The 26,150-nt window shown below is 72.9% G+C and carries 23 protein-coding genes and 1 pseudogene; 6 read left to right on the top strand and 18 right to left on the bottom strand.

The genetic code is table 11. The features are described 5' to 3' along the window. Positions 1-207: 207 nt before the first annotated feature. The 6 genes from POL72_RS29525 to POL72_RS29500 all read right to left on the bottom strand — a co-directional run bounded on the left by POL72_RS29525 (position 208) and on the right by POL72_RS29500 (position 4,244). Positions 208-378: a hypothetical protein gene (locus POL72_RS29525; RefSeq protein ID WP_012236312.1), complete on the bottom strand. Its 171-nt coding sequence runs from the start codon at positions 376-378 to the stop codon at positions 208-210. Between the two features lie 195 nt (positions 379-573). After that, complete coding sequence (locus POL72_RS29520; protein WP_272099357.1) at positions 574-1,392, bottom strand: RNA polymerase sigma factor; 819 nt, start codon at positions 1,390-1,392, stop codon at positions 574-576. Further along, the gene (locus POL72_RS29515) at positions 1,389-1,766 is read right to left on the bottom strand and encodes a hypothetical protein (protein WP_272099355.1); all 378 of its coding nucleotides are present in this window, start codon (positions 1,764-1,766) and stop codon (positions 1,389-1,391) included. The genes POL72_RS29520 and POL72_RS29515 overlap by 4 nt, the downstream gene beginning before the upstream one ends. Positions 1,767-1,983: 217 nt before the next feature. Further along, positions 1,984-2,301 carry a PEGA domain-containing protein gene (locus POL72_RS29510; RefSeq protein ID WP_272100034.1) on the bottom strand — a complete coding sequence of 106 codons (318 nt, stop codon included), beginning with the start codon at positions 2,299-2,301 and terminating at the stop codon, positions 1,984-1,986. A 2-nt stretch (positions 2,302-2,303) separates the two neighbouring features. Further along, the gene (gene guaA, locus POL72_RS29505) at positions 2,304-3,878 is read right to left on the bottom strand and encodes a glutamine-hydrolyzing GMP synthase (protein WP_272099353.1); all 1,575 of its coding nucleotides are present in this window, start codon (positions 3,876-3,878) and stop codon (positions 2,304-2,306) included. Between the two features lie 69 nt (positions 3,879-3,947). Beyond that, a complete protein-coding gene (locus POL72_RS29500; protein WP_272099352.1) occupies positions 3,948-4,244 on the bottom strand; it encodes a hypothetical protein in 297 nt (98 codons plus the stop codon). Between the two features lie 447 nt (positions 4,245-4,691). On the opposite strand from POL72_RS29500, the gene POL72_RS29495 reads away from it, so the two are divergent. Genes POL72_RS29495 through POL72_RS29485 form a run of 3 tightly spaced genes read left to right on the top strand, consistent with a single transcriptional unit; the run spans position 4,692 to position 7,367 of the window. Continuing rightward, positions 4,692-5,972 carry a glutamate-5-semialdehyde dehydrogenase gene (locus POL72_RS29495; RefSeq protein ID WP_272099351.1) on the top strand — a complete coding sequence of 427 codons (1,281 nt, stop codon included), beginning with the start codon at positions 4,692-4,694 and terminating at the stop codon, positions 5,970-5,972. A 56-nt stretch (positions 5,973-6,028) separates the two neighbouring features. Further along, positions 6,029-6,922 (top strand): ribosome silencing factor, encoded by an 894-nt coding sequence (gene rsfS / locus POL72_RS29490; RefSeq protein ID WP_272099349.1) that lies wholly within the window; start codon positions 6,029-6,031, stop codon positions 6,920-6,922. A 7-nt stretch (positions 6,923-6,929) separates the two neighbouring features. Next, a complete protein-coding gene (locus tag POL72_RS29485; protein ID WP_272099347.1) occupies positions 6,930-7,367 on the top strand; it encodes a 23S rRNA (pseudouridine(1915)-N(3))-methyltransferase RlmH in 438 nt (145 codons plus the stop codon). 13 nt (positions 7,368-7,380) lie between these two features. Here POL72_RS29485 and POL72_RS29480 read toward each other — a convergent pair whose 3' ends face one another. Continuing rightward, on the bottom strand, positions 7,381-8,334 hold the full coding sequence (locus POL72_RS29480) for an SDR family oxidoreductase (protein WP_272099345.1): 954 nt from the start codon (positions 8,332-8,334) through the stop codon (positions 7,381-7,383). A 188-nt stretch (positions 8,335-8,522) separates the two neighbouring features. On the opposite strand from POL72_RS29480, the gene POL72_RS29475 reads away from it, so the two are divergent. Together POL72_RS29475 and POL72_RS52330 are read left to right on the top strand one after the other, a co-directional pair. Further along, positions 8,523-9,533 (top strand): helix-turn-helix transcriptional regulator, encoded by a 1,011-nt coding sequence (locus POL72_RS29475; protein WP_272099343.1) that lies wholly within the window; start codon positions 8,523-8,525, stop codon positions 9,531-9,533. Between the two features lie 169 nt (positions 9,534-9,702). Then, complete coding sequence (locus POL72_RS52330) at positions 9,703-9,867, top strand: SUMF1/EgtB/PvdO family nonheme iron enzyme (RefSeq protein ID WP_272099341.1); 165 nt, start codon at positions 9,703-9,705, stop codon at positions 9,865-9,867. A 130-nt stretch (positions 9,868-9,997) separates the two neighbouring features. Here POL72_RS52330 and POL72_RS29465 read toward each other — a convergent pair whose 3' ends face one another. The 9 genes and pseudogenes from POL72_RS29465 to POL72_RS29430 all read right to left on the bottom strand — a co-directional run bounded on the left by POL72_RS29465 (position 9,998) and on the right by POL72_RS29430 (position 23,049). Continuing rightward, positions 9,998-10,444 carry a hypothetical protein gene (locus POL72_RS29465; RefSeq protein WP_272099339.1) on the bottom strand — a complete coding sequence of 149 codons (447 nt, stop codon included), beginning with the start codon at positions 10,442-10,444 and terminating at the stop codon, positions 9,998-10,000. 33 nt (positions 10,445-10,477) lie between these two features. Beyond that, positions 10,478-10,810 (bottom strand): annotated as a pseudogene (locus POL72_RS51895) (putative quinol monooxygenase); the annotation flags it as partial. 361 nt (positions 10,811-11,171) lie between these two features. Continuing rightward, positions 11,172-12,575 carry a Kelch repeat-containing protein gene (locus tag POL72_RS29460; protein WP_272099338.1) on the bottom strand — a complete coding sequence of 468 codons (1,404 nt, stop codon included), beginning with the start codon at positions 12,573-12,575 and terminating at the stop codon, positions 11,172-11,174. A gap of 83 nt (positions 12,576-12,658) precedes the next feature. Continuing rightward, positions 12,659-14,677: a potassium transporter Kup gene (locus POL72_RS29455; RefSeq protein WP_272099337.1), complete on the bottom strand. Its 2,019-nt coding sequence runs from the start codon at positions 14,675-14,677 to the stop codon at positions 12,659-12,661. 366 nt (positions 14,678-15,043) lie between these two features. Continuing rightward, positions 15,044-19,180 (bottom strand): hypothetical protein, encoded by a 4,137-nt coding sequence (locus tag POL72_RS29450; RefSeq protein WP_272099336.1) that lies wholly within the window; start codon positions 19,178-19,180, stop codon positions 15,044-15,046. Between the two features lie 248 nt (positions 19,181-19,428). Further along, positions 19,429-19,932 carry a hypothetical protein gene (locus POL72_RS29445; RefSeq protein ID WP_272099334.1) on the bottom strand — a complete coding sequence of 168 codons (504 nt, stop codon included), beginning with the start codon at positions 19,930-19,932 and terminating at the stop codon, positions 19,429-19,431. A 79-nt stretch (positions 19,933-20,011) separates the two neighbouring features. Continuing rightward, positions 20,012-21,157, bottom strand: coding sequence for a hypothetical protein (locus POL72_RS29440; protein WP_272099332.1), 1,146 nt, complete (start codon positions 21,155-21,157; stop codon positions 20,012-20,014). After that, positions 21,158-22,429: a tetratricopeptide repeat protein gene (locus tag POL72_RS29435; RefSeq protein WP_272099330.1), complete on the bottom strand. Its 1,272-nt coding sequence runs from the start codon at positions 22,427-22,429 to the stop codon at positions 21,158-21,160. It lies immediately after the preceding gene. After that, on the bottom strand, positions 22,426-23,049 hold the full coding sequence (locus tag POL72_RS29430) for an RNA polymerase sigma factor (protein WP_272099328.1): 624 nt from the start codon (positions 23,047-23,049) through the stop codon (positions 22,426-22,428). Before POL72_RS29430 ends, POL72_RS29435 begins: the two co-directional genes overlap by 4 nt. Before the next feature lie 319 nt (positions 23,050-23,368). On the opposite strand from POL72_RS29430, the gene POL72_RS29425 reads away from it, so the two are divergent. Then, entirely contained in the window at positions 23,369-24,196 is an 828-nt protein-coding gene (locus tag POL72_RS29425; protein WP_272099326.1) for an SPOR domain-containing protein, read from the top strand. A gap of 138 nt (positions 24,197-24,334) precedes the next feature. Here the strand turns inward: POL72_RS29425 and nikR are convergent, their stop codons facing one another. Further along, a complete protein-coding gene (gene nikR, locus POL72_RS29420; protein ID WP_272099324.1) occupies positions 24,335-24,757 on the bottom strand; it encodes a nickel-responsive transcriptional regulator NikR in 423 nt (140 codons plus the stop codon). Between the two features lie 14 nt (positions 24,758-24,771). After that, the gene (locus tag POL72_RS29415) at positions 24,772-25,890 is read right to left on the bottom strand and encodes a hypothetical protein (RefSeq protein ID WP_272099322.1); all 1,119 of its coding nucleotides are present in this window, start codon (positions 25,888-25,890) and stop codon (positions 24,772-24,774) included. Positions 25,891-26,150: the final 260 nt, after the last annotated feature.

Raw genomic sequence — 26,150 nt, 5'->3', positions numbered from 1 at the left:
GCTCCCATGGATCCGGGTCGACCCTCACCAGAGGTGGGGATCGACGATTCGTCGCCAACGCGCGGGCGAACACCGCGAGGCGACGCTACCACGGATCGCGCCGCGCGAGGGCGCCGACCTGCGGAACCGTGAGCGGCTCGTGATTTCGAGGTGTTCGCGCGGCCGGACTGGCAAGTGTCGCGCGGTGCGTAACGGGTGGTCGCCCCTTCAGCTCGCGGGCTGCTCGACCTGGACGGGCTTCTGCTTGGCAGCCTTGCGCTGCTCCGCATCGAGCAGGCCGATCCGCGCCTTCTGGCAGCGCTTCAGGCGCTTCTTCTTGAGCGGGGTGGCGAGCCATTCGTGACGCAGACGGACATTCCACTTCGGAGTATTGGCCATGATCGTAGGACTTTCTCTGCGAGGGCGGCGGAGACTACACAAACGTGCCGGGGCGTCAAGCTGCCAGTGGGGTCGCCCGCTTCGTATTTTTCGCTCTCGTCTTGCTGTCGCGTGGTCGCGTTGTTGTGTGCGGCGCCGTGCGCGCTGCGTTCTGTCCCTATCGTCCCTGCGTTTGTGGCGCTGGCCCGCTGGCACTTACCACAGTGCTGGCGGGGTGGTCCTGGCAATCGCGGAGCGCTCGGCGATCCGCTGCTGGAGGCGGCGCCAGAGCGCGCGTGCAGCGGGCGCGGGGACGGCAGGGAACGCGCGCACGGCGTGGAGCATGGTTGTGGCGCTCGTGTGGAGGGGGCGCTCCGACGCGGTGAGGGCGCACAGGGCGCTGCGGCGCTCGGCCGACTGACGCGCGACCGCGGCGCGGAAGTCCTCGCGGGCGAGGCGCAGGCGGGAGCGGACCGTGTTCTCGTTGAGCGAAAGCTCGCCGGCGATGTCGGCCACCGCGACGCCGAGGAGATCGTACATGACGAGGATCACGCGCCGCTCGGGCGCGACCTTCAGCAGCAGCGCCGTCACGATCTCGGCGCGGTCCGCGCTCGCGAGCGACTGCTCCGGCGTCGGCGCCGGGGCGCGCCCGTCGAACGGCCAGGACACGCCGGCCCCGGAGGGGATCTCGCGGCGCCGGTGAGCGCGCGCGTGGTAGTGGCTCGTCTTTCGCCATGCGATGCCGAACAGCCACCGATGCAGCGCCGCCTCGGGCGTGATGCGAAGGGGCGGCGGCCCTGACGCGGAGAGCCCGCCCGCAGGGGCCGCGTGGAAACGCCATGGCTCGTAGCTGGCCAGGCCCCGATAGGCCGCGAGGAAGACCTCCTGGAGCATGTCGTCCAGATCGTTCACCGAGACGCCCAGCCAGCGGAGCGCGTGATGAAGGAACGGCAAGCCCACGGCATAGACCGTCTCGAACGACGGGCGCGCCGGCGCGGACGGCGGCGCGGACGGCGAGGAACGCGGCGGCGTCATCCGGAGCCTCGCGGCGCCGGGAGCTCGGCGCCGGCGCAGGTGGGGTAGGGGCGCGGCGCAGGCCGGCCGGCCGGCAGATCGGACGCCGGCGGCGGCCGGAGCCAGCGCTCGACCGGCTCGAGCTCGACCAGCATGTCCAGGGAGGTCCGGAGAGAGAGGCGGAAGTCGTCGTCCTCGGCGGCTCGGGCGCTGTGGAACGCGACATAGAACAGCACGGTGCCCAGCTGCATCGCCCGCGGATCTCCCCGGCGTTGCAGGAAGCGATCGGCGAGATCGCACAGGGCGTGAAACAGGCGGCCTCCCGGGCGACAGCTCTCGGGACCGCACACATCGAGGGTGGCGCGCCGGCGGGCGCGCCGGGCTGCTTTGTGCATGGAAGGCGCGCGCGTCTTCGTCACGCGCGCCTTCGGACTGCTCCGATTCGGCATGATTCGGTCCCCCGTAAGGTCGAGATCGCGATGGATGCCACGTGCATCCACCGCATGAATTACGGAGACCGCCTGCGGATGATTTCGTCCTGTGTCCTCTCGCCTGCGCGCCGGTGGATGTGCGGCGGCGCCAGGGCCGGCCGGCGTCGGCCCCGCGAGATCGTCAATCCGGCACGGGCGTGAGCTGCACCTGGAGGTGGATCGGCGGGGCGCCGCTCCTGGCCTCGACCAGGCGGTCCCAGGCGAAGTAGCCGGCCTTCTCCACGGTGATCCGGTGCGCGCCCGGCGGCAGCGCGACGCCGTGGGCGGCGACGTAGGCGAGCGCGCCGATGTACTGGTCGTCGATGGTGACCGACGCGTCGGGCACGTTCCCCTTCACCCGCAGCGAGACCGTCGCCGGAGTCCGAGCGACGCACGCCGACAGCCCGAGCATCAGGAGCGCCGCCGTGGCGCGCGTCCGCTTTGCGCTCGCGCTGGCCATCGTCACTCCCACTCGATCGTCGAGGGCGGCTTCGAGGACACGTCGAGCACCACGCGGTTCACGCCGCGCACCTCGTTGATGATGCGCGAGCTCACCCGGGCGATGAGGTCGTAGGGCAGCCGCGCCCAGTCGGCCGTCATGCCGTCGGTCGAGTGCACGGCGCGGAGCGCGATCGCCTCGTCGTAGGTGCGCTCGTCGCCCATCACGCCCACGGAGCGCACCGGGAGGAGCACGCAGAAGCTCTGCCAGAGCGACTCGTAGAGCCCGGCGGCGCGGATCTCCTGGTCGAAGATGGCGTCGGCCGCTTTGAGCACGCGCAGCTTCTCCGGCGTCACCTCGCCGAGGCAGCGCACGGCGAGCCCCGGGCCGGGGAACGGCTGGCGGTACAGGATGTCCCGCGGCATGCCCATCGCCTCGCCGGCGGCCCGCACCTCGTCCTTGAAGAGCTCCCGCAGGGGCTCGATCAGGCCGAGGTTCATCCGCTCGGGCAGGCCGCCGACGTTGTGGTGGCTCTTGATGACGGCGCTCGGACCCTTGAACGAGACGCTCTCGATCACGTCGGGGTAGAGCGTGCCCTGGACGAGCCACTTCGCGCCCTGGACCCGCTTCGCCTCCTCCTCGAACACCTCGATGAACAGGCGGCCGATCACCTTGCGCTTCTGCTCCGGATCCACGACGCCGCGCAGCCCCTCAAGGAACCGCGCCGACGCGTCGACGGCGTCGAGGTTCATGTGGAAGTGGCCGCGGAAGGTCCGCTCGACGCTCTCCGCCTCGCCCTCGCGCAGCAGGCCGTTGTCGACGAAGATGCACGTCAGCCGGTCGCCGAGGGCGCGCTGGCAAAGCACGGCGGCGACCGAGGAGTCGACCCCGCCCGAGAGGCCCAGGATGACGCGGTCGCTCGGCCCGGCCTTCTCGCGGACCGCGGCGATCGCCTCCTCCACGAACGACGCGGGCGTCCAGGTCGGCGAGAGGCCGGCGACGTCGAACAGGAAGGACTGGAGGATCTCTTTGCCGCGCGGCGTGTGGACGACCTCGGGGTGGAACTGGAGGCCGTAGAGCTTGTCGCGCTCGCGGGCGACGGCGCAGAGCGGGCTGCCGGTCGTGGTGCCGAGCGACACGAACCCCTCCGGCATCGCGGTGAGCCGATCGCCGTGGCTCATCCAGACGTCGAGGGAGTCGCCCTCGGCGAAGCGCGAGAAGATGCCCGTCGGGCGCTCGACGCGCACCGCCGCGGGGCCGTACTCGCCCCCCGTGTGCGCGCGCTCGACCTTGCCGCCGAGGTGATACGCCATGAGCTGGAGCCCGTAGCAGATGCCCAGCGTCGGGACGCCGAGCTCCAGCACCTCCCGGGAACAGCGGGGAGCGTTGTCTCCGTACACGCTGGCGGGGCCGCCCGAGAGGATGAGCGCCCGCGGGGCGAGCCGGCGCAGCTCGGCGATGGGCACGTCGAAGCGGTGGATCTCGCAGTAGACGCCAGACTCGCGCACGCGCCGGGCGATGAGCTGCGTGTACTGAGAGCCAAAATCGAGGATGACGACGAAGTCCCGCCGGGGTGAGAGCATGGCTGCCGCTAGCATGGCGGGGCTGGATCCGCCAGAGTCGCGCGGCCGAGGCGCTCGCCGCACGCCCGCTCGCAGCGCCCTGCGCTACGGCTGCGTGGGCGGCGGCGGCGTGGTGGGCGGCGGCTGCGTCGACGCGGGCGGCGCGCCCGGCGACGGGGCGAGCAGCGGCGCGCCCGGCGTCGCATCCGTCGCATCCGACTCGTCCGGCGGCGCGGCGGGCGCGTCGCCGACGCCGCCGTCGTACACGCGCGGGCGCTCGTACTCGGGCGGCGGACCGGGAGGGAGCGGCTTCGGCGCGGCGGAGGAGCACGCCGCGGCGAGGTGCGCGGCGAGGATCGCGGCGAGCGCCGCGATCGGCGAGGCGTGGCGGGCGCGTGTCATAGCTCCACTCCGCTCCCCCCGCTGTTCGCGGGAGGAGCACGATACGGTGGTATTTCGGGAGGGCCGGCCGGATCGGGCGGCACCTGGAGCCCCTCCGGATCGGCGAAAGGCGAGGAGGGGACGGAGCGGGCCGCCGGCGGCGCGTCGAGCGGCGCCCCCAGCGCGCCCGGCGCCGCGAGGGGGATGCCCGTGCTCGCCGTGGCGGGCGCGTCTGCGCCTGCGTCCGAGCCGCGGCACGCCGGCGCGATCACGGCGACGAGCGCCCCCGCGAGGAGCGCCGCGCCGCGCCGCGCGGTGCCTGCCCGCGGCGCGCGGCCGGCGTCTCGGGATCCGGGTGCGAAGGACGCCTGGCTCGAGCTTCGGAGATCGCCGGACACGGCGGGTACGCTAGCATGGACGCGCAGGAGAACGGTTGGCCCGCGCAGGGAGGCGAGCTAGGTTCCCGCTGTGGAACAGAGCAACATCGATCTAGAGGGCACGCTTCGCGCGCTCTGCCAGCGCGCCCGGACGGCTGCCCGGGCCCTCGCCCCGCTGGACCGGGCCCAGAAGGACCGCGCGCTGCGCGCGATCGCCGAGCGGCTGCGCGCCGAGGCCGGCGAGGGCAAGCGCTCCGCGGTGCTGGCCGCGAACGCCGAGGACGTGGCCGCGGCGCGCGCCGCCGGCGTCTCCGAGGCGCTCGTCGACCGGCTCGTGCTCGACGAGGCGCGGCTCGCGGCGATCGCCGGCGCGGTGCTCGAGGTCGCCTCCGCCAGCGATCCGGTCGGGCAGGTCGTCGGGATGGAGCGGCGGCCGAACGGGCTCCTCGTCGGGCAGGTGCGCGTCCCGCTCGGCGTGATCGCGATGATCTACGAGTCGCGCCCCAACGTGACGGTCGACGCCGCGGTGCTCTGCCTGAAGAGCGGCAACGCCGCGGTCCTCCGCGGCGGCAAGGAGGCGGCTCGCTCGAACGCCGCCCTCGGCGAGCTGATCTCGGACGCGCTGCGCTCGGTCGGCCTGCCGGCCGACGCCGTGCAGATGGTCCCCTCGCTCGACCGCGAGGCCACGCGGATCCTGCTCGGCCTGACCGGCATGATCGATCTGGCCATCCCGCGCGGCGGCGAGGGGCTCATCCGGTTCGTGGCCGAGAACGCGCGCGTCCCGGTGATCCAGCACTACAAGGGCGTGAACCACCTCTTCGCCGACGCCGGCTGCGACGTCGAGATGGCCTACCGCCTCGTCGAGAACGGCAAGCTCCAGCGCCCCGGCGTCTGCAACGCGCTGGAGTGCCTGCTCGTCCACGAGGGCGTCGCGGCGCCGCTGCTCGGGCGCGTGGCCGCCCTCTCGGAGCGCGGGCTCGAGCTGCGCGGCGACGCCGCCACCTGCGCGCTCGTGCCGTCGGCGCGCAAGGCCGCGGAGGACGACTACGGGCGGGAGTTCCTCGCGCCCATCCTCGCGGTGCGGGTGGTGAGGTCGCTCGACGAGGCGATCGAGCACATCGGCCGCTACGGCTCGATGCACACCGAGGTCATCTGCACGCCCCGCTACGATCACGCGCAGCGGTTCCTGCGCGAGGTCGACGCGAGCTGCGTGCTCGTGAACGCGTCGTCCCGGTTCAACGATGGCGGCGAGCTCGGCCTCGGCGCGGAGATCGGCATCTCCACGACGAAGCTCCACGCCTACGGCCCGATGGGGCTCGCGAGCCTGACGACGCTCAAGTGGATCGCGTACGGCGAGGGCCAGACCCGCTGACGCGGGCGAGACGAGGGGCGCCGGTCATCGACCGGGCGCAAGAAAGCGAGAGAACGTTGGCGAGCAAGAAGGACGCAGGCGAGGGGAGCAGCAAGCCGCGGGCGAAGTCGGGGTCGAAGGCGGGCGAGGGCGCGGAGCCCCGCGCGCCGGCGCGGAAGAAGGCGACCACCGCCAAGGCGGGCGCGGCCGGCCGGGCGTCGTCCGCGGCCAAGCCGAAGCGGCCGGCGTCTCCCCGGATCCGCGCCTCCCACGCGGGCGTCGGCGAGGCCGGCGCGAAGAAGAAGGTGGTCCGCGCGCGCCGCGCGGGCGGCGAGGCGGAGCCGCTGGAGCGCGCGGAGCGGCCGATCCCGGCGGATCGGCCGGCTTCGAGGGCGCGGCGTCCGGCGCGCGACGAAGGCGACGCGCCGGCCCCGCGGCCCGCGCGTGGCGGCGGCGAGGGCGCGAAGGCGGTGCTGCCGCTCGCGGGGCGGTCGCCCGCGCGCGCCAAGTCGCCGCTCACCGGCCCGAAGCGCGCCGGCTCGCGCCGGAGCACGCCGCCGCCCGTCCCCGAGCCCTCGGCGCCCGCGCGCGAGCTCGCGCTGACGCTGGCCGCGGCGGGGCTCGACAAGAAGGCGATCGGCGTCGAGATCCTGGAGGTCGTGGGGCGCGTCGACTACGCGGACTACCTCGTGATCATGACCGGCCGCTCCGACCGGCACGTCCACGCGATCGCGACGGGGCTGGAGGAGGCGGTGCGCAAGCAGAAGCTCGCGCCGCTCTCGATGGAGGGCCTCGCCGCGGCGACCTGGGTGCTCATCGATTTCGGCGACGTGGTGGTGCACGTGTTCCAGGAGGAGACGCGCCGCATCTACGACATCGAGGGGCTCTGGATCGACGCGGGGCGCGTCCCGGTCCCGGAGGAGAGCCTGCCGCCGGGGGCGCAGCCCGCCCCGCGGTTCGATCCGAGCTGAGCGCGCCGTGCGACTCGTCGTCGCCGCCGTCGGGCGCGTGAAGGACAAGCCGCTGCGCGCGGCGATGGACGAGTACCTCGGCCGCATCCGCCGCTACGTGGCGTGCGACGAGATCGAGATCCAGGACGGCCCGCCGGCGAAGGTCGGGCCGTTGCTCGCTCGCGCGTCGGCGGGGGCGAGCGTCATCGCCATGGAGGTGGGCGGCAAGGCGCTCGGCAGCGAGGCGTTCGCGGCCGGCGTCGAGCGCTGGGGCTCGCGCGGCAAGGGCGTGGTCACGTTCCTGATCGGGGGCGCGGACGGGCTGCCGCCCGACGTGTCCGCCGCGGCGGACGACCGGTGGAGCCTGTCGCCGCTCACGTTCCCGCACCGCCTCGCCCGGCTCGTGCTGATCGAGCAGCTCTACCGCGCGATGACCCTGCTGCGCGGCGAGCCCTACGCCCACTGAGGCGGAGCGCCGGTCACTCCTTGGGCCAGTCGGGGCACGCGAGCTCCATCGGTCCATTGAACCAGCTCGCATAGGCCGCCTCGCCGGCCCTGTTGTACCTGCCGAGGTTCCGCTCGAAGTACTCGCCCCAGTGGGGCTTCCGGCCATCGACGTCGGTGAACCCGTACTCCCTCGCGAGATCCCACGAGCTGAACACGCGGCCGGACTTCGCCGCGACGCGCGGATCGGCGGCGAGCGCCGCGACGGCGCGGCCCACGTAGAACGGCGTCTCCGATTCGATGAAGTGCGGCTCCTTCTCGGCGGCGTCTCGCCAGTTCGCCTCCGTGACGCCGAAGTGGTCGAGCATGGCCTCCGAGCGCAGGAAGCCGGGCGTCACCGCGAGCGCCGTCACGGCGGGGTGGCGGCGCAGCTCCCAGGCCATGGCGAAGGCCAGGCGGATGACCGACATCTTCGCCAGATCGTAGAAGAGGTTGCCGCGGTAACCGAAGTGGTCGCCGTCGGTGATCTCGACGATGAGGCCGCGATCGCGCTCGAGCATGAGCGGCACCGCGTGGCGGCTCGTGATGATGTGCGAGGTGACGGCCCGCTCGAGCAGGATCCTCCCGCTGGGCAGGGAGAGCTTCCAGAACGGCTGGCCGAACTCGGTGAGCTCGTCGCCGCCCCACACGTCGTTGACCAGGACGTCGAGCCTCCCTTGCTCCTGCCGGATCCGGGCGCAGAGCGCCTCGACCTGCTCCTCGACGGTGTGGTCGACCTGCGCGGCGACGCCGCGCCCTCCCGCCGCGGCCACGAGCTCGGCGGTCTCCTCGATGGTCTCGGGGCGCTGGCCCGTGGCGGGCCGGCCGCGGACGCTGCGCCCTGTGCAATAGACCGTGGCGCCGGCCTCGCCGAGCGAGCGTGCGATGGCGCGCCCCGCGCCGCGCGTGGCTCCGGCGACGAGGGCGACCTGTCCTTCGAGTGGTCTCATACGATGTCTCCTCCTTGGCGACCGGCGTCGTCGCGGACGCGCGCGGGCTCCTGCGGCGCGCGCGCCCTTGCGTTCCGGCCTGTTCCGGTCGTCCTGCGACGCTACGGGAGAATTCCTGACGTCTCCTGTCATGAATTGCGCGTAGCCTCTCGGGTGGGTCATTTCGGGGTCGGGAGCCACGGACGGTCATGCGCGCGGATCGGCTGCTCAGCTTGATGTTGCTCTTGCAGCGGGCGAAGAGCCGGCAGCTGACGGCCGAGGACCTGGCGCGTCGCCTGGAGGTCTCGGCGCGGACGATCTACCGGGACCTCGACGCGCTGTCGTCCGCGGGCGTGCCCGTCTATGCGCAGCGCGGCCCGAGCGGCGGGATCGCGCTGGCGGAGGGGTGGCAGACGACGCTGACCGGGCTGACGCAGCCCGAGGTGCAGGCGCTCGCCGCGGTCGCCGCGCCCGGAGCGCTGGCCGACATCGGGCTCTCGGCGGCGCTGGAGAGCGGGCTGATCAAGCTGTCGGCGGCGCTGCCGGCCGTGCACAGGTCGCTGGCCGAGCACGCGCGGCAGCGGCTCCACGTGGACGCGTCGGGGTGGTTCCAGGGCAGGGAGGTGGTGCCGCACCTCGACGTCCTGCGGGAGGGGGTCTGGCAGGATCGCAAGGTGTGGCTCGCGTACCGGGACTTCGACGGGGAGGCGAGCGAGCGGGTGGTGGAGCCGTACGGGCTCGTGATCAAGGCCGACCGCTGGTACCTCGTCGCCGGCACCGAGCGGGGGCCGAGCATCTTCCGGGGAGCGCGGGTGGCGGGGGCGCGGCTCCTCGAAGCCGCGTTTGCGCGGCCGGAGGGGTTCGACCTGGCGGCGTGCTGGAAGGCCTTGAGCGGGCGGTTCGCGGAGCGCAGGGCGAGCTACGTGGTGAGTTTGCGCGTGACCGGGGACGGGGAAGAGGCGCTCCGGCGGGTCCGGCCCGGCGGCGAGCACGAGCGGTGGGGGCGGGGAACGTGCGGGCGTGACGGGAAGAGCGTTGTGACGGTCGACTTCGAGCGGGAGTCGATAGCGATCTCGCAGATCGTCGCGCTGGGCAGGGGCGTCGAGGTGGTCGAGCCGGCGGCGCTGCGGGCGCGGCTCCGGGAGATAGCGGAGGATCTACGAGCGGTTTACGGCGCGCGCGGCGCGGCGGCGCCTCGACGCGCGGGCAGGAAGAGGTGATCCGACGCCGGAGGGATCGCGAACGTGCCCAGGCTCATTCCGCGCCGGGACACGAATACCCGATCTCCCAGTCACATGCATGTCAAGTCGTGAAGAAGACGATTCGGCGGTGCGGACATAGGATGCCGACACCTGGCAGCTCGTTCATCGTCGAATTGTTTTCAATTGTTTGCATGAGCACGACGGGAAGGGCGTGATCTGGCACCGCGAGGCGAACGGCTATCGGCTCCCCCCGGAGGCAGAGTGGGAGTACGCCGCGCGGGGCGTCGATGGACGCCTCTATCCCTGGGGTGATGAGCCGCCGCTCGACCGGCTCGTGCCGCCGGGGCGGTGACGGGCGGCGAGGCGCCCGCGGGGGCGCATCGGGCCGGTTGCCGTCCGCGCCGATGGGCCGCACCGGCGAGGAGCTGTGCGAGGGCGATCGAGCGAGCGGGAGAGAGACTGCAGAGTCCCGGGGGTAGTACTTAAGACCCCTCGACCAGATCTCGAAGCTGAGTCAGCTCCCGATCCACCCATTCTCTCTGCTCGTCGAAAGCCGCCTCGGAGCACCCCGGCGGCCGCTGGATGGTGAAGAGGAGCAGGCTCCCGGGGCCGTGCCGCACGATGCGCATGGGCATCCGCAGCTCCCCGCTGCCTGGATCCACGCAGTGCCAGACCACGCCCGCGGACGGGTCTGCCTCGTAGCGGAAGCGCACGTCGCCCTGGGGGGAGCTCACGATCCAGCGCTCCCCCTCCTGTCGCAATCCCTGGCAGAAGCGCGTGCCCCAGCGGGGCAGGAGGCGGATGTCCGCGGCCAGACGGAACGCCGTGTCCAGGGGAGCGCGCGTCAGGGCGAGGGCTGTATATCGCGTGTCCCCGGGCTCGTGTCCCGGATAGTAGCTCACCTCCAGGCGCTCCAGCAGCGCACGCATGCGCGGAAACAAGGCGGCTCCGTGGGGCGAGCCGCAGTGGGCCGCCAGCGCCTCTCCGTCTTGATAGCGGTCCAGGACCACATAGCGCCCGGGCGCGCCGTCCCTGAACAGGTCGTAGCTGAGCTGCCCGGCTCCTGGGCCCGGACCGCAGCCGCGTGGGTCCTGAAGATCGCCTCGAACTCCGCCTCGGAACCCGCCTTGGCCTGCGCGCGCTTGATACCACCGATCATGAGCCCTCCTTCCGACCTCGCGGAAGTTACGCACCGGCAGGCCGGCCGACTTGGAGGATCTTGCGATCGGTCGGTGGCCGTCCTCGGAGGCGCCGGACGGCCAACGGATTGCCCCCGATCTCCCGGTGAAATCCATCGGTGAAATGGCTGCCCAAAAGAACCAAGGACCGCCGAGGTGGCAGCCAGCCCACTCACGGTCGGCCACCGCGGCCCAGGGCCGGCCGAGCAGGCCCTGGGCGATGGTCGGGCGGGGCGCGCCGCTTCCGGCGCAGCGCGCGTCGTGCCTGGGGAATTCAACCCGGAGGCTGTCGATAGCCTCCGGGGAGAGAAAAAACTCAACCGGAGGCTGTCGACAGCCTCCGGGGAGAGAAAAAACTCAATCCGGAGGCTGTCGACAGCCTCCGGGGAGAGAAAAAACTCAACCCGGAGGCTGTCGACAGCCTCCGGGGAGAGAAAAAACTCAATCCGGAGGCTGTCGACAGCCTCCGGCGGACCGCTCACTCCGGGAAGAACGTCTCGATCGTCAGCGCCGGCGTCCCATCCGCGTGGATCCCGCCGAGCACCGCGAGCGTCCCGTTCGGCGCGGGCACCACGGCCGCGCCGCGCCGCGGCTCCCTCAGCGGCAGCTCCTCGACCTGCGCCGCCGCGACGTCGACGATGAAGCTCCGCGTCAGCCCGTCCTCGCCCGCCTCGGACCCCACCGCGAGGATGCGCCCGCCGGGCAGCGCGAACGCGGCGACGCCCCCGAGGGCCGCGGTCAGCGCTGCCCCCTCGACCTCCACCGCCGCGCAGGTCACGGCGCACCCCGGCGCGAGCCGCCGGGTCGGCGCCGCGGCGCCGCCCTGGACCCCGCCGACGAGCGCGATCTCCCCGGGACCGGTCACCGCGGCGCCCGCCCCCTCGGAGGGGTCCGGCGGAAACGGCCTCGGCGAGAACGCGGTGGCGCCGTCGCCGAGCACCTCCAGCCCCGCGCCGTCCGCGCTCCCGCCGGCGACGACCAGGCCCAGCCCCTCCACCCACACGGCCGCGGCGCCGGCCCGCGCATGACGGAGCTTCGCCACCGAGAGCGCCCCGTCCGCGCCGACGACGAGCACCTTGTCCGAGGGCTCGCCCGGCGCCCCCGCGGCCGCGCCCGAGCGCGTCGCGCCGACGACGAACGAGCGCCCGTCCGAGGCCTCGATCGTCCGGCCGCCCGCCACCTCCGCGAACGAGCCGAGCCCCTCGGGCAGCGACGCCTCGGCGCTCTGCCCCGCCGCGAGGTCGGTCCAGGTCGCGCCCTCGTCGTCCAGCGTGAGCAGCAGGTCTCCCCGGACCACGAGCGACCGCGCCGCCCGCGGGAGCGCGCCGCTGGAGGCGCTCCCGCCCCACGTCGCGAGGTCGTACGCGTCGAGCCGCGCCGGGTCCACGTCGCCCGCCGCGGCGCCCCCGGCCGCGGCCCCGCCGGTGAGGACCAGGTAACGCTCTGCCAGCGCCGCCCCGGGCGCGCCGACGCGCGACGCCGCGAGCTCGCCCGGCGGCCGCGCCCACCGGCCGGTCCGCTGGGCGAAGAGCGGCAGCACGTCGCCCGTCAGCGCGGCGAGGTAGATGCCCGCCGCGGAGCGGCCTCGCACCACCGTCGCGCCGCCCGCGTCGAGGCCGCGCACCTCGAACGTGTACGCCCGCTGCGCCGGGATCTCGCCGAAATCGAGCTCGCCGCCCGGTGCCGCCGCCGCCGATACGGTGACGTCCCCCTCGGCCGCCGTCGCGGTCACCTCGATCCGGGCGACGGGCGGATCTTCCTGGAAGGCGGTCGCCTCGTGCCCCGGCATGACCTCGATCGTGAGCGTCCACGGCTCGGACGCGCAGCCCAGGAGCGACAGGCCGAGCGCGGGCAGGACACGGCCCAGGGGCGGGATCTTCATGAGGGCCGAGTCATAGCGCCTCGGGCGCGCGAAAGCCCAGCGGAGGTGGGCCGATCGCGCCGCGCGCCGATCTCCACCACCCGCTACAGGTCGACCTGCACGCCGATCTCCACGACCCGCTCCGGCGGAAGCCTGAAGTAGTCGGGCACGGCGCCGGCGTTCCGCGCCATCACCGCGAAGATCGTCTCCGTGATCCTGCCCATCCGGCCCCTGTCGGTGGCGAGGATCGTCTCGCGGCCGAGGTAATACGCCACGTCCGCGAAATCGATGGGGAGTCCGTGCGTGGCCGCGGCGCGCCGCAAGAGCGCCGGCACGTCGGTCGACTGCATGAAGCCCGAGCGGACGACGACCTGGTGAACCCCCTTGTCGAGGCTCGTCACGTCGAGACGCTCCCTGTCGGCGACCCGCGGGACGTGCTCCGTCACCACCGTCAAGATCACCACCGTCTCGTGGAGCACCTTGTTGTGCCTGAGGTGGTGCGTCAGCGCATACGGCGTCTTGCCTGCGCGCGAGCTCAGGAACACCGCCGTGCCGGGGACCCGCGCGCGGCACTTCGCGTCGAGCTCGCGCACGAAGGCAGAGACCGAGGGGGCCGCCCGCGTGAAGCGCTCGGCGAGGATCGCGCGGCCTCGCTTCCAGATCACCATCATGATGAACAGGACAGCGGCGATGACCGCCGGCACGTACCCGCCGTCGAGGAACTTGATCAGGTTGGCCCCGAAGAACGGCAGATCGAACGAGAGGAACAGGATCAGCAGCGGCAGGGCCTTCGCGAGCGGGGCTCGCCACGTGTGGCGCATGACGATGAAGAAGACGATCGACGTGATCCCCATCGTGCCGGTCACCGCGATGCCGTACGCCGCGGCCAGCCGGCTCGACTGCTGGAAGATCAGCACGAGCGCGAGGCACCCGGCCGCGAGGGCCCAGTTCGTCAGGGGGATGTAGATCTGCCCCGCGGCCTCGCTCGAGGTGTGGCGCACCTGGGTCCTCGGCAGGTACCCGAGCTGGATCGCCTGGTGCGTGAGCGAGTAGGCGCCCGAGATCAGCGCCTGCGACGCGATCACGGTGGCCATGGCGGCGAGCGCGACCAGCGCGTAGGTGAGGGGGCCCTTCGGCACCATCGCGAAGAACGGGTTCGCGGCGGCCTCGGGCGTTTGCAGCAGGAGCGCCCCTTGGCCGAAGTAGTTGAGCACGAGCGCCGGCAGCGCGATCGCGTACCAGGCGAGCCGGATCGGGCCGCGCCCGAAGTGCCCCATGTCCGCGTAGAGCGCCTCGCCCCCCGTGATGACGAGCACGACCGACCCGAGGATCGCGACCCCGTGGAGGCCGTGGGCGGCGAAGAAGCGCGCCGCGTGCACGGGGCTCAGCGCGGCGAGCACCGCCGGGTTCCTGGCGATGAACACGAGCCCGAGCGCGGCGAGCGCGGTGAACCAGAGGACCATGATGGGGCCGAAGACCTTGCCGACGCGCGCCGTCCCCCAGCGCTGCACGCTGAAGAGCCCGACGAGGATCGCGCAGGTGAGCGGCACGACGAACGGCTTGAGCGCGGTCGTCGCCACCTCGAGGCCCTCCATGGCGCTCAGCACCGAGATGGCGGGCGTGATCACGCCGTCGCCGTAGAGGAGCGCGGCGCCGAGCACCACGAGCCCGGCGAGCCAGCCGACGCCCTGCGTCCCGCTGGCGCGCAGCCGCTCCGGCACCAGCGCGAGCAGGGCGAGGATGCCGCCCTCGCCGTCGTTGTCGGCCCGGGTGATGAAGGTGACGTACTTGACCGTGACGACCATCATCAGCGACCAGAAGAGGAGCGAGAGCAGCCCGAGGACGTTGTCGGGCGTCGGCGGGACGCCGTGCGTGCCGCTCACGCACTCCTTGAGCGCGTAGAGCGGGCTCGTGCCGATGTCGCCGAAGACGACCCCCAGCGCGGCCAGGGCGAGCGCTGCCTTGCCGCCGTGGTGGCCGTGCGGCGCGGTAGCGTCGGCGTCACGGCGAGCAGCGCCGTGCTGCGTGGGACCATCGTCCGCGCGGGTCACCGCCCGCTGCGTCGCTCCAGGAGGGGCCGGCAGAGCGCCGGGGGGAGGCTCGGCAGAGGCCCGGTCGTTCATGGGGCGGAGTCATAGCGCTCGTCGTCGTGAAAGCCCACCGCCGCGCGCGTGCTCGGCCCCGATGCTGGGAATCCTGGCCTGGCACCCGCTGCGGCTTGGTGAGAACTTGGATCGGGACCTCCTGCAGCGCCTGGTCGACCAGCTCCGCGCGATGCATTGAGGTGAAGCGCTCGTCGCGAGACGGAGCCGGTCATCTTGGCTCAAGCTGCGATCGTGGTTGAAGCTGCCACCGCGCTCGACGTTCTTCGTCCGGGCGCGGTGACATCGCGCGGCGCACGAAGACCAGGAACTGTTGAATCCACCGGCGCCGGACCGGGAGAGGCCCCCTCCAGGACGGTCGCGCTCCGCGCGGGTCAGGCGGTGGGCTCAGCCAGAGGGCAAGCGATGGCCGGCGCGTAGAGCGCGCCGCTTTCGGAGCACGCCGAGGGCCAGCGGTGCGAGCAGCCAGAGGGAGGTCGATGCGCTCGACCTCGTCGTTCCGATGTGAGCGCACGAGCATCCTCCATCGTCCGACGGGTCCGCGTCGGCTGAGCCAGAGCCGCTCGAATCGGGGGGCGCGCCGCCTGTAGAAGCTCCGCCACCACCAGCCGAGCTGTTCGACCCATCCGTTGTGGCGCCGCCGCTCGTCGAGGCGCCTTCCGCAGACGTTCCAGCGCCACCCGTGCTCGAAGCGCCGCTGCCCGCGCTTCCGCCCCCGCTGCTCGCGCCACCGGCGCCGCCGCTGGTCACCGCGCCTGCCGTGGCGCTTGTGCTGGCGCCCCCAGCGCCGTTCTCACCGCCTGCGCCTGCGCTGGTCACCGCGCCTGCCGTGGCGCTCGTGCTCGTGCTGCTGGCGCCCCCAGCGCCGTTCTCACCGCCTGCGCCTGCGCTGCTGGTCACCACGCCTGCCGTGGCGCTTGTGCTGGCGCCCCCAGCGCCGTTCTCACCGCCTGCGCCCGCGCTGGTCACCGCGCCTGCCGTGGCGCTCGTGCTGGCGCCCCCAGCGCCGTTCTCACCGCCTGCGCCTGCGCTGGTCACCGCGCCTGCCGTGGCGCTCGTGCTCGTGCTGCTGGCGCCCCCGGCGCCGTTCTCTCCGCCGGCGCCGCCGGTGTTCGCACCTCCGGTGCCGGCGGCGCCCGCACCGCTCTCTCCGCCGCTGCCGCCGCTGCCGCCGCTGCCGCCGCTGCTCGCGGCCCCTGCCGTGACGCTCGTGCCGCCGCTGCCGGCTGCACCTCCGGTGCTCGTGACGCCCGTCCCTGCGACGTCACACGAGCCCTCGATACAGATACCGCTTGCGCCGCAGCTGTTGCCGTTCGTGGAACCACAGATCCCGTCGACGGCAGCGCCCGCCGCCACGCTGCACGCGGAGCAGTCATCGGTCGCCGCGCTACAAGTCGTTCGGCAACAGACGCCATCGACGCAGTGCCCGCTCTTGCACTGGATGTCGAGCTCGCACTCCTGTCCTTGCGACGCGGCGTCCATCTGATTGGCATTGACACGATAGTTCTGAACGCCAGTCGTCTGGTCACCGAAGACGTACGTGACGAGCGAGCTGCGTCCGTCCCCGACCGCTGCCACGGTCGGGGAGTGGTACGCCCCGGTCGACGACGACAGGAGCGTCGTGCCGAGGACCACATCGCCCGCCGGTGAGAGCCACGCCCCGTGGATCTTCTTCTCTGTGATGCCTCCGGGCCACACGATGAGCGTGTCGACGCCGTCGAAGGCGAGCTCCGGTCCCTGCCGGTACCACGCGCCGGAGTACCCTGCGATGCTCGTCGCGGAGAGCTGAATCCAGCTCGGATCCAGGACGTTGCCCGTGCCCGGCGACACGCGGGTCGCCCACATCCGGTACGTCGACGAGCTGACGCTGCTGCTGGCGACCCGGCGAGCCGCGACCACGAAGGACGTGCCGTCGTAGGCGACCGCGGGGAACATGCCCGTACCCAGGCTGAGACCTGGGCTCGGATCGAGGCGCGTGCCGTCGGGCAGGACGCGCGCGCCTCGCGTCCCGCTCGGCAGGAGGCTCGTTCCAGGCGTGTGCCAGACGATGAAATATTGACCTGCCCCATGGGCCACCGTGACGTGGCTCGCGCCCGTCCGCTGCGCCACGAGTAGCGGCGGGTCGTCGAGCACCGCGCCGTCCGCGCCGATACGCGACGCTTCGAGCTTGTCGTTGTCACCGCCAGCCGTATCTTGCCAGGCGACGAGGTACCCAGAGCCATCCGAGGAGACCGCCGGAGTCTGATCGGAGCCGCCCACCGAGATCGCGATGCCGTCCGGATCGAGCACCTGTCCGCCCGGCGTCACGCGCGCTCCAACCACGTCGCGGCGGGTGTAGTTGCTGCCGCTCCTGCGTCCGTCGATCCACACCACGAAATAGCCGCTCTCGCTCGCCGCGAGGCGAGGCTCGAGCTGATCGTACGGCGCGCTGTTGATCAGGATTCCGGCTGGATCCAGGACGGTGCCCGCCTCGCTGACGCGCGCGCCATAGAGGTCGGTGCGCGTCCCCTCGCGGTAGTCCTGCCAAACCACGAAATAGTTTCCATCCCTGTAGGCGATGGCGGGCATCGACTGCTCGCTCGCTGCCCGGCTCAGGTGCAGGCCTCCGGCGTCGAGGGCGGCGCCGTCCGCGATGCGGGTGCCAAAGACCTCCCCGTCGTCGTCGCCAGCAAAGCTTCCATTGCCAAAGCGCCCATCCTCCCACGCGGCGAGACACCCGGCCGCGCCGCAGAAGACGGTGGGTAGCGCCTTTCTCCCGCTGGCCGTGACGAGCGCGCTCCCGGCGCCGCCCAGGACCGCGCCGTCGGGGCTCACCCGGTTCACGAACACGTCCTGAGCGCTGCCGGCGCTCCAGACGACGACGAAGCTCGTCCCGTCGAACGCCACCGAGGGGGCGCCGGGCCCAGCAGAGAGCTTCTGGCTCACCGCGTCCTCCACCACGCCGGCCTGGCTCACGCGCACGGATTCGACTTGCGGGCGATCGGTCCCGTTCTGGTAGGCGACCAGGTAGCGCGTGCCGTCGAAGGCGACGGACGGCTTGATCTGATCGTAGGCGCCGGCCGCGATCGCGATGTGGTTCGGCTCGAGGACCACGCCCGCAGGCGAGATGTGCGCGCCGTAGATGTCGAAGCCGACGCCGCCCCGACGATCCGACCAGGTCGCGAAGTAGTTCGTGCCATCGAAGAGGAGGCGCGGCTCGAGCTGAGCCTGAGCCTGGGTGGCGACGTCGAAGGAGGCGCCCACGAAGGTGCCGCTGGCGCTCACCAGCCGCGCCTTGATGTTCGAGCTCGAGTCCGTGTGCGTCGGCCACGCCACGAGGTAGTTCTTGCCGTCGAAGGCGACCGCGACGTCCCGCCCGAGGGCCTTCTCGATCGCCACCCCGCCCTGGCCGTGGAGCGGTACGCCCGCCGGCGTGACGCGGTTGAATCGGACCCAGCCGCTGATGTCGACGAACGCCACGAGGTAGTTGGTGCCGTCGAAGGCGATGGCGGGAGGGTGCTCCGCCGTGCCGTTCTCGAGCACGGGGATGCCCCCCGGATCGAGGACCTCTCCGGCCGGCGTGACGCGCGTGGCAAAGAGCTTGCGGTAGTTCTCGTCGATGGCCCGGTGGTCGTTCCAGATCACCAGGTAGTTGGAGCCGTCGAAGCCGATCGCCGGCATCGACTGATCGAGGCGCGCAAAGCCGAGCACCGGCTCGTTCAGCGGGATGCGCAAGGTGAGGAGCGGATCGATCTCGGCGGGGAAGATGGAGCTCGCCAGGACCTCCTCCGGCACCACGATGCGCAGCGCGCCCTCGCCCAGGTGCTCGACGGCCAGCGAGGCGACGTTGTCCGTCGCGTCGCGCCATGTCGCGTCGCCGTAGCTCACCACGCGACCGTCCTCGGTCACGAACGAATGCCCCGAGCCCGCGGAGTACCCGCGGTACGTGGCCCCCGTCACGCGGAGCCGCACCTCGATCGCCCCCGCGCACGGCGCCTCCGCGAAGGAGAAGCTCTGATGAAGGCCTTCTTCCGTGTTCGCGAGGTGCTCGACGGCCCAACCGCGATCGAGCGCGAGGTGACCGTCGGCGACCACCTCCGCGCCGCGCCGCTCGGGCGACGCGAGCTCGCCTCCGCCGCACGAGAAGCCAGACGTCTCGAACGCGACCGGGACCGACGGGGCCGCGCCTCGAGCGGCTTTGCCGGCAAGGCCCAGCTCTACGCGCTCCTCGGAGACACGCGCCCGGTAGGCGCCGAAGCCGCCGCTGAAGGTGCCTCCGGGCGTCCGGCGAAAGGCGAGGCGCGCTCGACGCATCGTCTTCTCGAGGTCGAAAGGCACGGCATGAGGCGACCTGGCGCCGCTCTGGACAGCCTTCGAGGCCTTCGCCTCGGCTCCCGGCTGCGGCGCGGAAGAATCGGAGCAGGCCGCCCCGCCGAGCGCCGCCAAGGTCGTCAGCAGCAGCGCGCTGGTCACCCAGCGGCTCGCGCCGAGCCCGGGGTGCGAAGGCCTGGTCGCAGGGGGCGAGGTGCGAGCGCAAGAAGGCATGTGCCCGCAATTTCTCACGCTCGAGCTCGCTCGCCCATGGAAAGCCGCCGACCATCCCGGAGAAAGTCGCCGCGTCTGGCGTTGGGACGCCCCGAGCGTGCTCTTCACTCGGGGATCGTTGGAGGCCGGCTTGTGAGAAAAATCACGCCAGTGGGCCAGCGCATCCAATGCGCCATGGAGACGACGCCCGGAAGAAACGATAACGAGCGGGCTCTCCCCGACGGGGCCGGGTTCGTCGACCTCGGCCTTCAGTCACATTCGTACTTCCACATGCAGACGCCCTGTTCGTCCGTGAGGCCAGGCCCGTGGTACTGGTGCCAGCACTCCATCCCACGCGGACACGTGGTGTTCTCGTCGCAGGGCAACCAGCAGACCGTGTTGCACATGGGCGTGGCGGTTCCGCTCGGCGGCCGCGGGCAGTCCTCCGCCGTTTCGCACGCGTAGTTGCAGAGCGCCGCCACGTCGCACCACATCGATCCATCCTCTTGCCGCTCGGCCACGTACGACACCATGCACGTGCGCTCTTCCCCGTTCGCCTCGGGATCCGGACAGACATGGGGGAGGGAGAAGTCGCCCTCATCCCCGGGCGGGGCCACGCAGGCAGCCCACGGCCCTTCGGTGGCGCCCTCGACGGAGGTGGCCAGGTGGACTTCGACGATCGAATCGATATGGCGGTCGCCGCACGCCGCCTGCGCGGACGCGAAGGCCGCCGACAGGCCAAGGGCCCAGAGCTTCGTAGCCGTGATCTTCATTCGGTCCTCCACGCCGAGCGCCGAGGCGCCCGGCGTCCAGATGGTCTGCGCTGAGGTCACGGAAGCTGCCCAATTCGGCTCATGGCAGCACGAGCTCCACCCCGAGAGATGCGCCAAGGAACGGGCGACCCCACGTGTCGGTCGCGCGGCCTGCGGCGTCGATCACGATGCGCGGCGCCGCGATCCCGGCGAGCAGGTGCTCGCTGATCCGCAGGTGTGGAGTCGGCGCGAACGAGAGCCCCGCGCGCAGGTACGGCGCGACCGCGTACGCGTCCTTCGACCTGCCGACGTACCCCGGCGAGCGGCCTTCGCCCTCGACGTGCAGCCAGGCGGCGGCGAGCCCCGCGCCGATCGAAGGCTGCCACGCGGCGTCGGTGGGGCCGAGCGGGACGCGCACCCCCAGGGAGGCGAGGGCCACCCACACGCGCCGCGTGCCCTCTTTGCCCTCGCGGCTCGCGGTGGCGAGCGGGATCTGGGCGAAGGTGGAGAGCCCCAGTCGAGGCCGGATCATCGCGTACCCCGACACGTCCAGCATCGGGGTGGCGGGCACGCCGCCGGGGCTCCACAGGACCGCCGGCGCCGCCCCGACGCCGAACGTCGCCGGTGCGCTCGCGGTCGCGCCTGGCCTGGATGGCGGAGGAGGGCGCGCCTGGGAGGCGCCGTCGGCTCGCGGGAGGGGGGCGGCGACGGGCGCGGGCCTGGCCGGCGGCGGCTCTCGCGCGTCGACGACGGCGGGGGCCGCCGGATCGGCTTCAACCTCGCCCCGCGAGGGCGGGGGAGAGCGCACCTCCAGGAGGCTCGCGCGCAGGAGCTCCACCGCGCGGATCGCGACCGTGGCGGGATCGTCGGCCATCACGGTGCGCTGGACCGACTTGCCCGTCGCACCCTGGTCGATCGAGACCTCGACGCCGCCCGGCACCTCCGCCACGCGGAGCGCCACCGCCGCTCCGGCCTCGCGCGCGCTCGTCTCGATGGGTCCGTGGGAGGGCGCATCGGCGCCTCGCACCCTCACGACCTCCACCGTGAAGCCGAGCGTCGCGAGCTCGGCGTAGACGCGCGCCATGATGGGGTCCGAGCGGCGATCGGCGATCAGGACGACCTTCGGGCGCGGCGGCTTCGGCGGCGGCTCTGGCGGCGCTGCGCGCGCTTCGGGGGCGACGAGGAGGCAGAGCCCGAGCGCCCAGGCTCGGCCGTGCGCCGCGCGAGCCGGCCTTCGAGACCGCACTCACTCTCCCTCGAGGAGATCCCTGGCGTGCGCGGCGTGCGGCCCCGCCGGATACCGCGCCAGGTAGCGGCGCGCGGCCTCGCGGGCCTCGCCGGCCGAGCCCATCGACTCCCGGCATTCGATGACCCTCCCGAGCGCCTCCTGCGCAAAGGAGCCGCCCGGCTGCTCCTCGAGGTACACGAGGAACCAGCGCTCGGCCTCGGCGTACGATCGCCGCTGGTCGAACGCCATCCGGCCGAGGTGGAAGGCGGCCTTCGCCGCCTCGCCCGAGCCCGCGAACCGGCTCCGCGCCGCGGTGAGCGCCGCCGCGGCGCGATCCGGCTTCCCGGAGAAGCGCGCGACGTCCGCGAGCATCAGCAGATCCGCCGCGCTCGCGCGGGCGACGAGCCCGTCGAAGCCCTCGGCCTCGGCCGCGGTCATGGCCTCTCGGTACCTGTCGCCGGCCACGAGATCGCGCCAGCTCGGCGGGCGCGGGGAGGCGTCCGCGGCCTTCGCGGTCCTCGCTCGTTCGCTGGTGCCGGTCGCCGCGGGGGCCGGCTCGGAGGCTGCCTGATCGACGCGCGTGGAAGGCGGCGGAGGTGGGGCGGCGGCGGGCAGCTCCCCGCGCGTGAGCTCGAAGCGCTGCTCCTTGCAGAAGACATCGAGCGTCTCGCCCGCAGCGACGGTGCGTCGCCCCCCAACGAGCGGCCCCGACACGGCGACCGAGCCCTCCCGCAGCACCAGCTTGAGCTCCTCGCTCACCGGGGACCAGCTCAGCTCGAAGCGCGTGCCGGTGACCAGCACGTCGAACGGGCCGACGTCGAAGTTCCATGCGCTCGTCGCGGTGTGGGTCACCGTCGCCGTGAGCCGGCCGCCTTCCAGCAGCACGCGCGCGCCACGCGCGTCGGCGGCCACCACGCGCGCCCGGGCGTTCGCGTCCAGCGCCAGGGACGTGCCGTCCGAGAAGGCGACCGCCAGAGGAGCGTCCGCGCCGGCGGCGATCCACGCCCCGACCTGACCTTGCGCCGAGCCGACCGCGAACGAGAGCGACCGCGACGACGGGAGCAGGACGAGGAGCAGCGCGGCGCAAGCTCCTGCCAGCGCCACGAGGGCCGCGGGCGCGATCCACCGAGCACGCGCGGGGCCGAGGCGGGCAGCCCCGGGACGGGACGAGCCGCCGGCCGCCACCTCCAGGAACCGCTGGCGCGCACCATCGAGATCCTGCGCCGCGAGCTCCTCATCCTGGGCCCGGCGGAGCTCACGAAGACGATCGAGCGACGGAGGATCGCTCATGGCGCGCCTCCCTTCAGCCACTCCTCGAGGGCGGGTTGGTCCCGCGCCGCCTCGAGGAAATGGACCTCGGCGCGGGCCAGCCTCCGCTTGATGGTCGCGAGCGAGACGCCGCACGCGTCGGCGACCTCCTGGAGGTTCATCCCCTCGATGCGCCGCAGCGCGAACGCGATGCGCTCGTCGGCCGGGAGCCGCTCCAGCGCGCGATAGGTAGCGCGCAGCGCCTCGTGGGCCTCACCTTGGTACGGGGGCTCCACGAGGGGTGGGAGCTCGTCGGGGGCGAAGAAGAGGAGCCATTTTCGGCGCGCGCGCCGCTGGATGCAGGTCCGCGCCGTGAACACGGCGACCGAGGTGATCCACGCCTTCAACGCTGCCGGATCGCGCAAGGTGTCGAGGGAGGACAGCGCGCGGACGAAGGCGTCGTGATGAGCGTCGGAGAGGTCGCGGCTGCCGCCGAGCAGCCGGCCGAGGACGCGGAGCACGTGCCCGGAGAAGCGCTCGTGGAAGGCGGAGAGCGCGGCGGGATGCCTCGCGCGGAGGCCCTCCACGAGCGCCTCGTCGCTCGCGTAGGCGACCACGCCGAGCCGTCGCGGGGGGGCGAGCGCGCCGGCGCGCATCACCATGGTCGTGGGGCTCCGCTGAGAATGACCGAACGCCTCCTGCCGCCTCGTGATCCGATCGGCCCCCTTGAGTCACGGCAGCGTCGCGGGACGGCTCACCGCGGACGAAGCCCGGGGGAACAGGGCGGGCAGCGCGCGCCCGGCGCCGGCCGAGAACTTTCCTCGCGCGCGCCGCGCATGCGAGGCTGCCCGGCCCCGCCGAAGCGCGCGCTCGCCCGAGAGCGCTCGCAGAGACCGGACCCGTCCGGGGGATGTAGGATAAAGTAGCACACGAAAGTTGTTGGTCGGCGGCGGGGCAGGGTAGACGGGGCGAGGAGGACGCATGAGGCGCAGCAAGGGCGAGAGCATGGACACCGGGGCGGTGCGGAACCTCGAGGAGATCCAGGAAGAGGATCCCGGGGCTCGCCCGTCGCGCGCGGGCGCGCTGGTGCTGGCCTCGCTCGGCGGGGCGTGCATCGTCTTCGCGGCGGTGGCGCTCCTGCGCGCCCCGCACCGCGAGCGGCCGGTCAACGCCGATCCGCTCGGCGATCTGGTCGCGCGCGCCCACCCGGCCGGCGTGAAGCCGGCCCCGCGCCCCGCCACGATCGGGGAGGACGTGACGTTCCCCGCGGTCCTCTCGGACGCGGAGCACCCGACGACAGCGCTCGAGGCCGTGCGCGATCCGCGGGCGGCCAAGGCGGCCGCCTCCGCCGAGGCGCCCGCTGCCGCGCCCGCCCCGCCGCTTGCCGCGGACCGGCTGCCCGTGGTCCCGCTGCCGGCGCAGCACGTGCTCGGGCCCTCCGGGGGCGAGGTCGCCCCGAACGACACGCTCACGGCGATGGCCCGCCACGTGTCGCGCGAGGAGGGGCCCGAGACCGAGCGGGGAGGGCCTGGCAGCTACCAGCTCCAGGTGAGCTCGTTCAAGGACCCCACCGACGCCGAGAACTTCGCGGCGGCCCTGCGCCGGCGCGGGCACAAGGCGTACGTCGAGCCGGCGTACGTGAAGGGCCGCGGCCTCTGGCACCGGGTGCGCGTCGGCCCCTTCAAGTACAAGCGCTCGGCCGTGATCTACCGGCAGGAGTTCGAGGCCAAGGAGCGCCTCGTGACGTTCATCGTCGACCCGCCCAAGACCACGGTGAAGGTGGCTGAAAGCCCCGGCGACGACGCGTAAATCAGCGGCTCCAGGTCCATCGCGGTCGACGACGGCGACGTCTGCTGCGCGAACCAGGGGGCCGGTACGGTGGTGGAGCTGCGCAAGTGACGGCCTTCGCCCCGCCGCGTCGGCCCTGCTGCCGGCCGCCGGCCCCTGTTACCGGCGCGCCGCCCCCGGCAGCGCCGCGGCCGGCGTGAGCGCGCAGGACAGCACCCCCTTGGCCCCGGCGAGCTGCCCGGCGAGCTCGGACAGCTCCTGCCCGCGGCCCTTCAGCACCATCACCTGGAGCAGCCGGTCCGCGTCGAGGCGGACCAGCAGGCTGGAGACCACCAGACCCGCGCGCCGCTCCTCCAGCTCGGAGATCCGCAGCACGAGCTCGCGCACCTCGGGCTCGTAGACGAGCGTCAGCGTGGCCGCCACCTCGGCCCCCTCGTCCAGGGCGGCGCGCGTCAGGTCGGCGCGGACCAGATCCCGCAGCGCCTCCGAGCGGTTCTCGTAGCCCTGCGCGGTGATGCGCCGATCGAAGTCGGCCAGCAGCGCGCGATCCATCGCCACGCCGAAGCGGACCAGGTCGCTCATCGCTCGTCCCCCGTTCAGCTCTTGCGCCGCTCGAGGTGCCGCCTCGCGGCGTCCTTCACCGGCGACGTCACGTTCTTGCTCTTCGCGATGCCCCGGAGATCGGACTCGCGCAGGTGCTGGACCAGCCGGGTCGCGACGAGCACCGGCGTCCTCGGGTTCTCCACGAGGTTCCGCTTCACCGTGTAGCTCTTCAGCCACTCGGGCGTCGTCGAGATGATCCGCAGCACCTCGTCCGAGATGTTCCGGTTGCGGCTGATGAGGACGACCTCCTCCTCCTGCATCTGCGGGCTGCGCACGGCGGCGCTGGCCACGAGGCGGTTCGAGTCGCGCACGAGCAGCATGCGCTCCTCGCGCGAGCCGAGCATCGCCCGCCGGATCCGCTGCGACATGGTCATGTCGGCGAGCCGCTTGTAGAGCGGGACGTACTGCTCCTTGATCTCCTCCTTGCCCTCCTCGTCCTCGACGTGGGTGTCGACCGGCTCGTCCGCCGCGAGGGCCTCCGCGAGCGCCTGCGTCTCGCTGAACAGCACGTCGTCCGGCGTGGGCTCGGGCGACGGCTCCGCGATGAGCTCGTCCTTGATCGCGACGCTGACCTCGCGCCACGCCGGGATGCCCGTGAGCTCGACCCCGTTGCGGGAGGCGAGATCGACGAGGCGGTCTGCGGTCGACATCCGCGTGTTCTTGTTGAGGTAGAGCTTCTCGATGACGCGCGGGTTCTTGAGCAGCCGCTCCTCGTTGACGGCGATGAGCTCCGTCACCGCCTCGCCCCCGGTCCGCGCGAGCTCCTCGAGCGTCTCCGCGGCGATGCCCGGCATCGCGCAGAGCCTCTCGACGACCGGGAGGCGGTCCGCGTACGCGCGGGCCAGCCGATCGATGACCGGCGGCTGCAGATCCGCGCCGAGCGCGCCCTGGAGCAGCGGCTCGGGGAGCGCCGCCAGCGTCTTCTCCGCGGCCTCGCGGGCCGGCTCCTCCTCGCGCGAGGCGAGCAGCACGAGCACCGTCACGACCTCGCCCGGCTTGAGCCCGGGGGCGATGCCGCGCGCCGCCATCTCCCTGAGCTTCTGCGGCGCGCTCGGCTGCGCCAGCTTCTGCGCGGGCGCCGAGAGGGCGCCGACGTCGATCGGCGCGGTCATCGAGGCGCCCTCGCCGGCGCGGCCCCATGTGGCCCCAGCGGCTCGAGCAGAGCAAGCAGAGCTGGCAGAGCAAGCGGAGCAACGGGCATACGGTCCTCCCGGCGGGCATTGCTGCCCTGCGATCTGCGGATTATCCTGAGGCCGCTGTGTGCCTGAAAGGCGCGGCGATCGTCAACGGAGAATGAACGGCGCGGGCCCTGCGCGCCGCCTGCCGGAATGAAGCCCGAGGTCCCGGGGGGCAGGGGACCGGCAGGTCCGTT

Source organism: Sorangium aterium (assembly GCF_028368935.1).
Classification (GTDB): domain Bacteria; phylum Myxococcota_A; class Polyangia; order Polyangiales; family Polyangiaceae; genus Sorangium; species Sorangium atrum.
This window is presented reverse-complemented; position numbering and strand designations above follow the sequence as displayed.

What these genes read in the sequence shown, in the direction of transcription:
- POL72_RS29525 (WP_012236312.1), bottom strand. Translation starts at nt 378, where the DNA reads ATGGCCAATACTCCGAAGTGGAATGTCCGTCTGCGTCACGAATGGCTC.
- POL72_RS29510 (WP_272100034.1), bottom strand. Translation starts at nt 2,301, where the DNA reads ATGGCCAGCGCGAGCGCAAAGCGGACGCGCGCCACGGCGGCGCTCCTG.
- nikR (WP_272099324.1), bottom strand. Translation starts at nt 24,757, where the DNA reads ATGAGCGACCTGGTCCGCTTCGGCGTGGCGATGGATCGCGCGCTGCTG.
- POL72_RS29435 (WP_272099330.1), bottom strand. Translation starts at nt 22,429, where the DNA reads ATGAGCGATCCTCCGTCGCTCGATCGTCTTCGTGAGCTCCGCCGGGCC.
- POL72_RS29460 (WP_272099338.1), bottom strand. Translation starts at nt 12,575, where the DNA reads ATGAAGATCCCGCCCCTGGGCCGTGTCCTGCCCGCGCTCGGCCTGTCG.
- guaA (WP_272099353.1), bottom strand. Translation starts at nt 3,878, where the DNA reads ATGCTAGCGGCAGCCATGCTCTCACCCCGGCGGGACTTCGTCGTCATC.
- POL72_RS29450 (WP_272099336.1), bottom strand. Translation starts at nt 19,180, where the DNA reads ATGCCTTCTTGCGCTCGCACCTCGCCCCCTGCGACCAGGCCTTCGCAC.
- POL72_RS29480 (WP_272099345.1), bottom strand. Translation starts at nt 8,334, where the DNA reads ATGAGACCACTCGAAGGACAGGTCGCCCTCGTCGCCGGAGCCACGCGC.
- POL72_RS29465 (WP_272099339.1), bottom strand. Translation starts at nt 10,444, where the DNA reads ATGCGTGCGCTGCTGGAGCGCCTGGAGGTGAGCTACTATCCGGGACAC.
- POL72_RS29500 (WP_272099352.1), bottom strand. Translation starts at nt 4,244, where the DNA reads ATGACACGCGCCCGCCACGCCTCGCCGATCGCGGCGCTCGCCGCGATC.
- POL72_RS29430 (WP_272099328.1), bottom strand. Translation starts at nt 23,049, where the DNA reads ATGGTGATGCGCGCCGGCGCGCTCGCCCCCCCGCGACGGCTCGGCGTG.
- POL72_RS29425 (WP_272099326.1), top strand. Translation starts at nt 23,369, where the DNA reads ATGAGGCGCAGCAAGGGCGAGAGCATGGACACCGGGGCGGTGCGGAAC.
- POL72_RS29520 (WP_272099357.1), bottom strand. Translation starts at nt 1,392, where the DNA reads ATGACGCCGCCGCGTTCCTCGCCGTCCGCGCCGCCGTCCGCGCCGGCG.
- POL72_RS29445 (WP_272099334.1), bottom strand. Translation starts at nt 19,932, where the DNA reads ATGAAGATCACGGCTACGAAGCTCTGGGCCCTTGGCCTGTCGGCGGCC.
- POL72_RS29455 (WP_272099337.1), bottom strand. Translation starts at nt 14,677, where the DNA reads ATGAACGACCGGGCCTCTGCCGAGCCTCCCCCCGGCGCTCTGCCGGCC.
- POL72_RS29515 (WP_272099355.1), bottom strand. Translation starts at nt 1,766, where the DNA reads ATGCACAAAGCAGCCCGGCGCGCCCGCCGGCGCGCCACCCTCGATGTG.
- POL72_RS29475 (WP_272099343.1), top strand. Translation starts at nt 8,523, where the DNA reads ATGCGCGCGGATCGGCTGCTCAGCTTGATGTTGCTCTTGCAGCGGGCG.
- POL72_RS29415 (WP_272099322.1), bottom strand. Translation starts at nt 25,890, where the DNA reads ATGACCGCGCCGATCGACGTCGGCGCCCTCTCGGCGCCCGCGCAGAAG.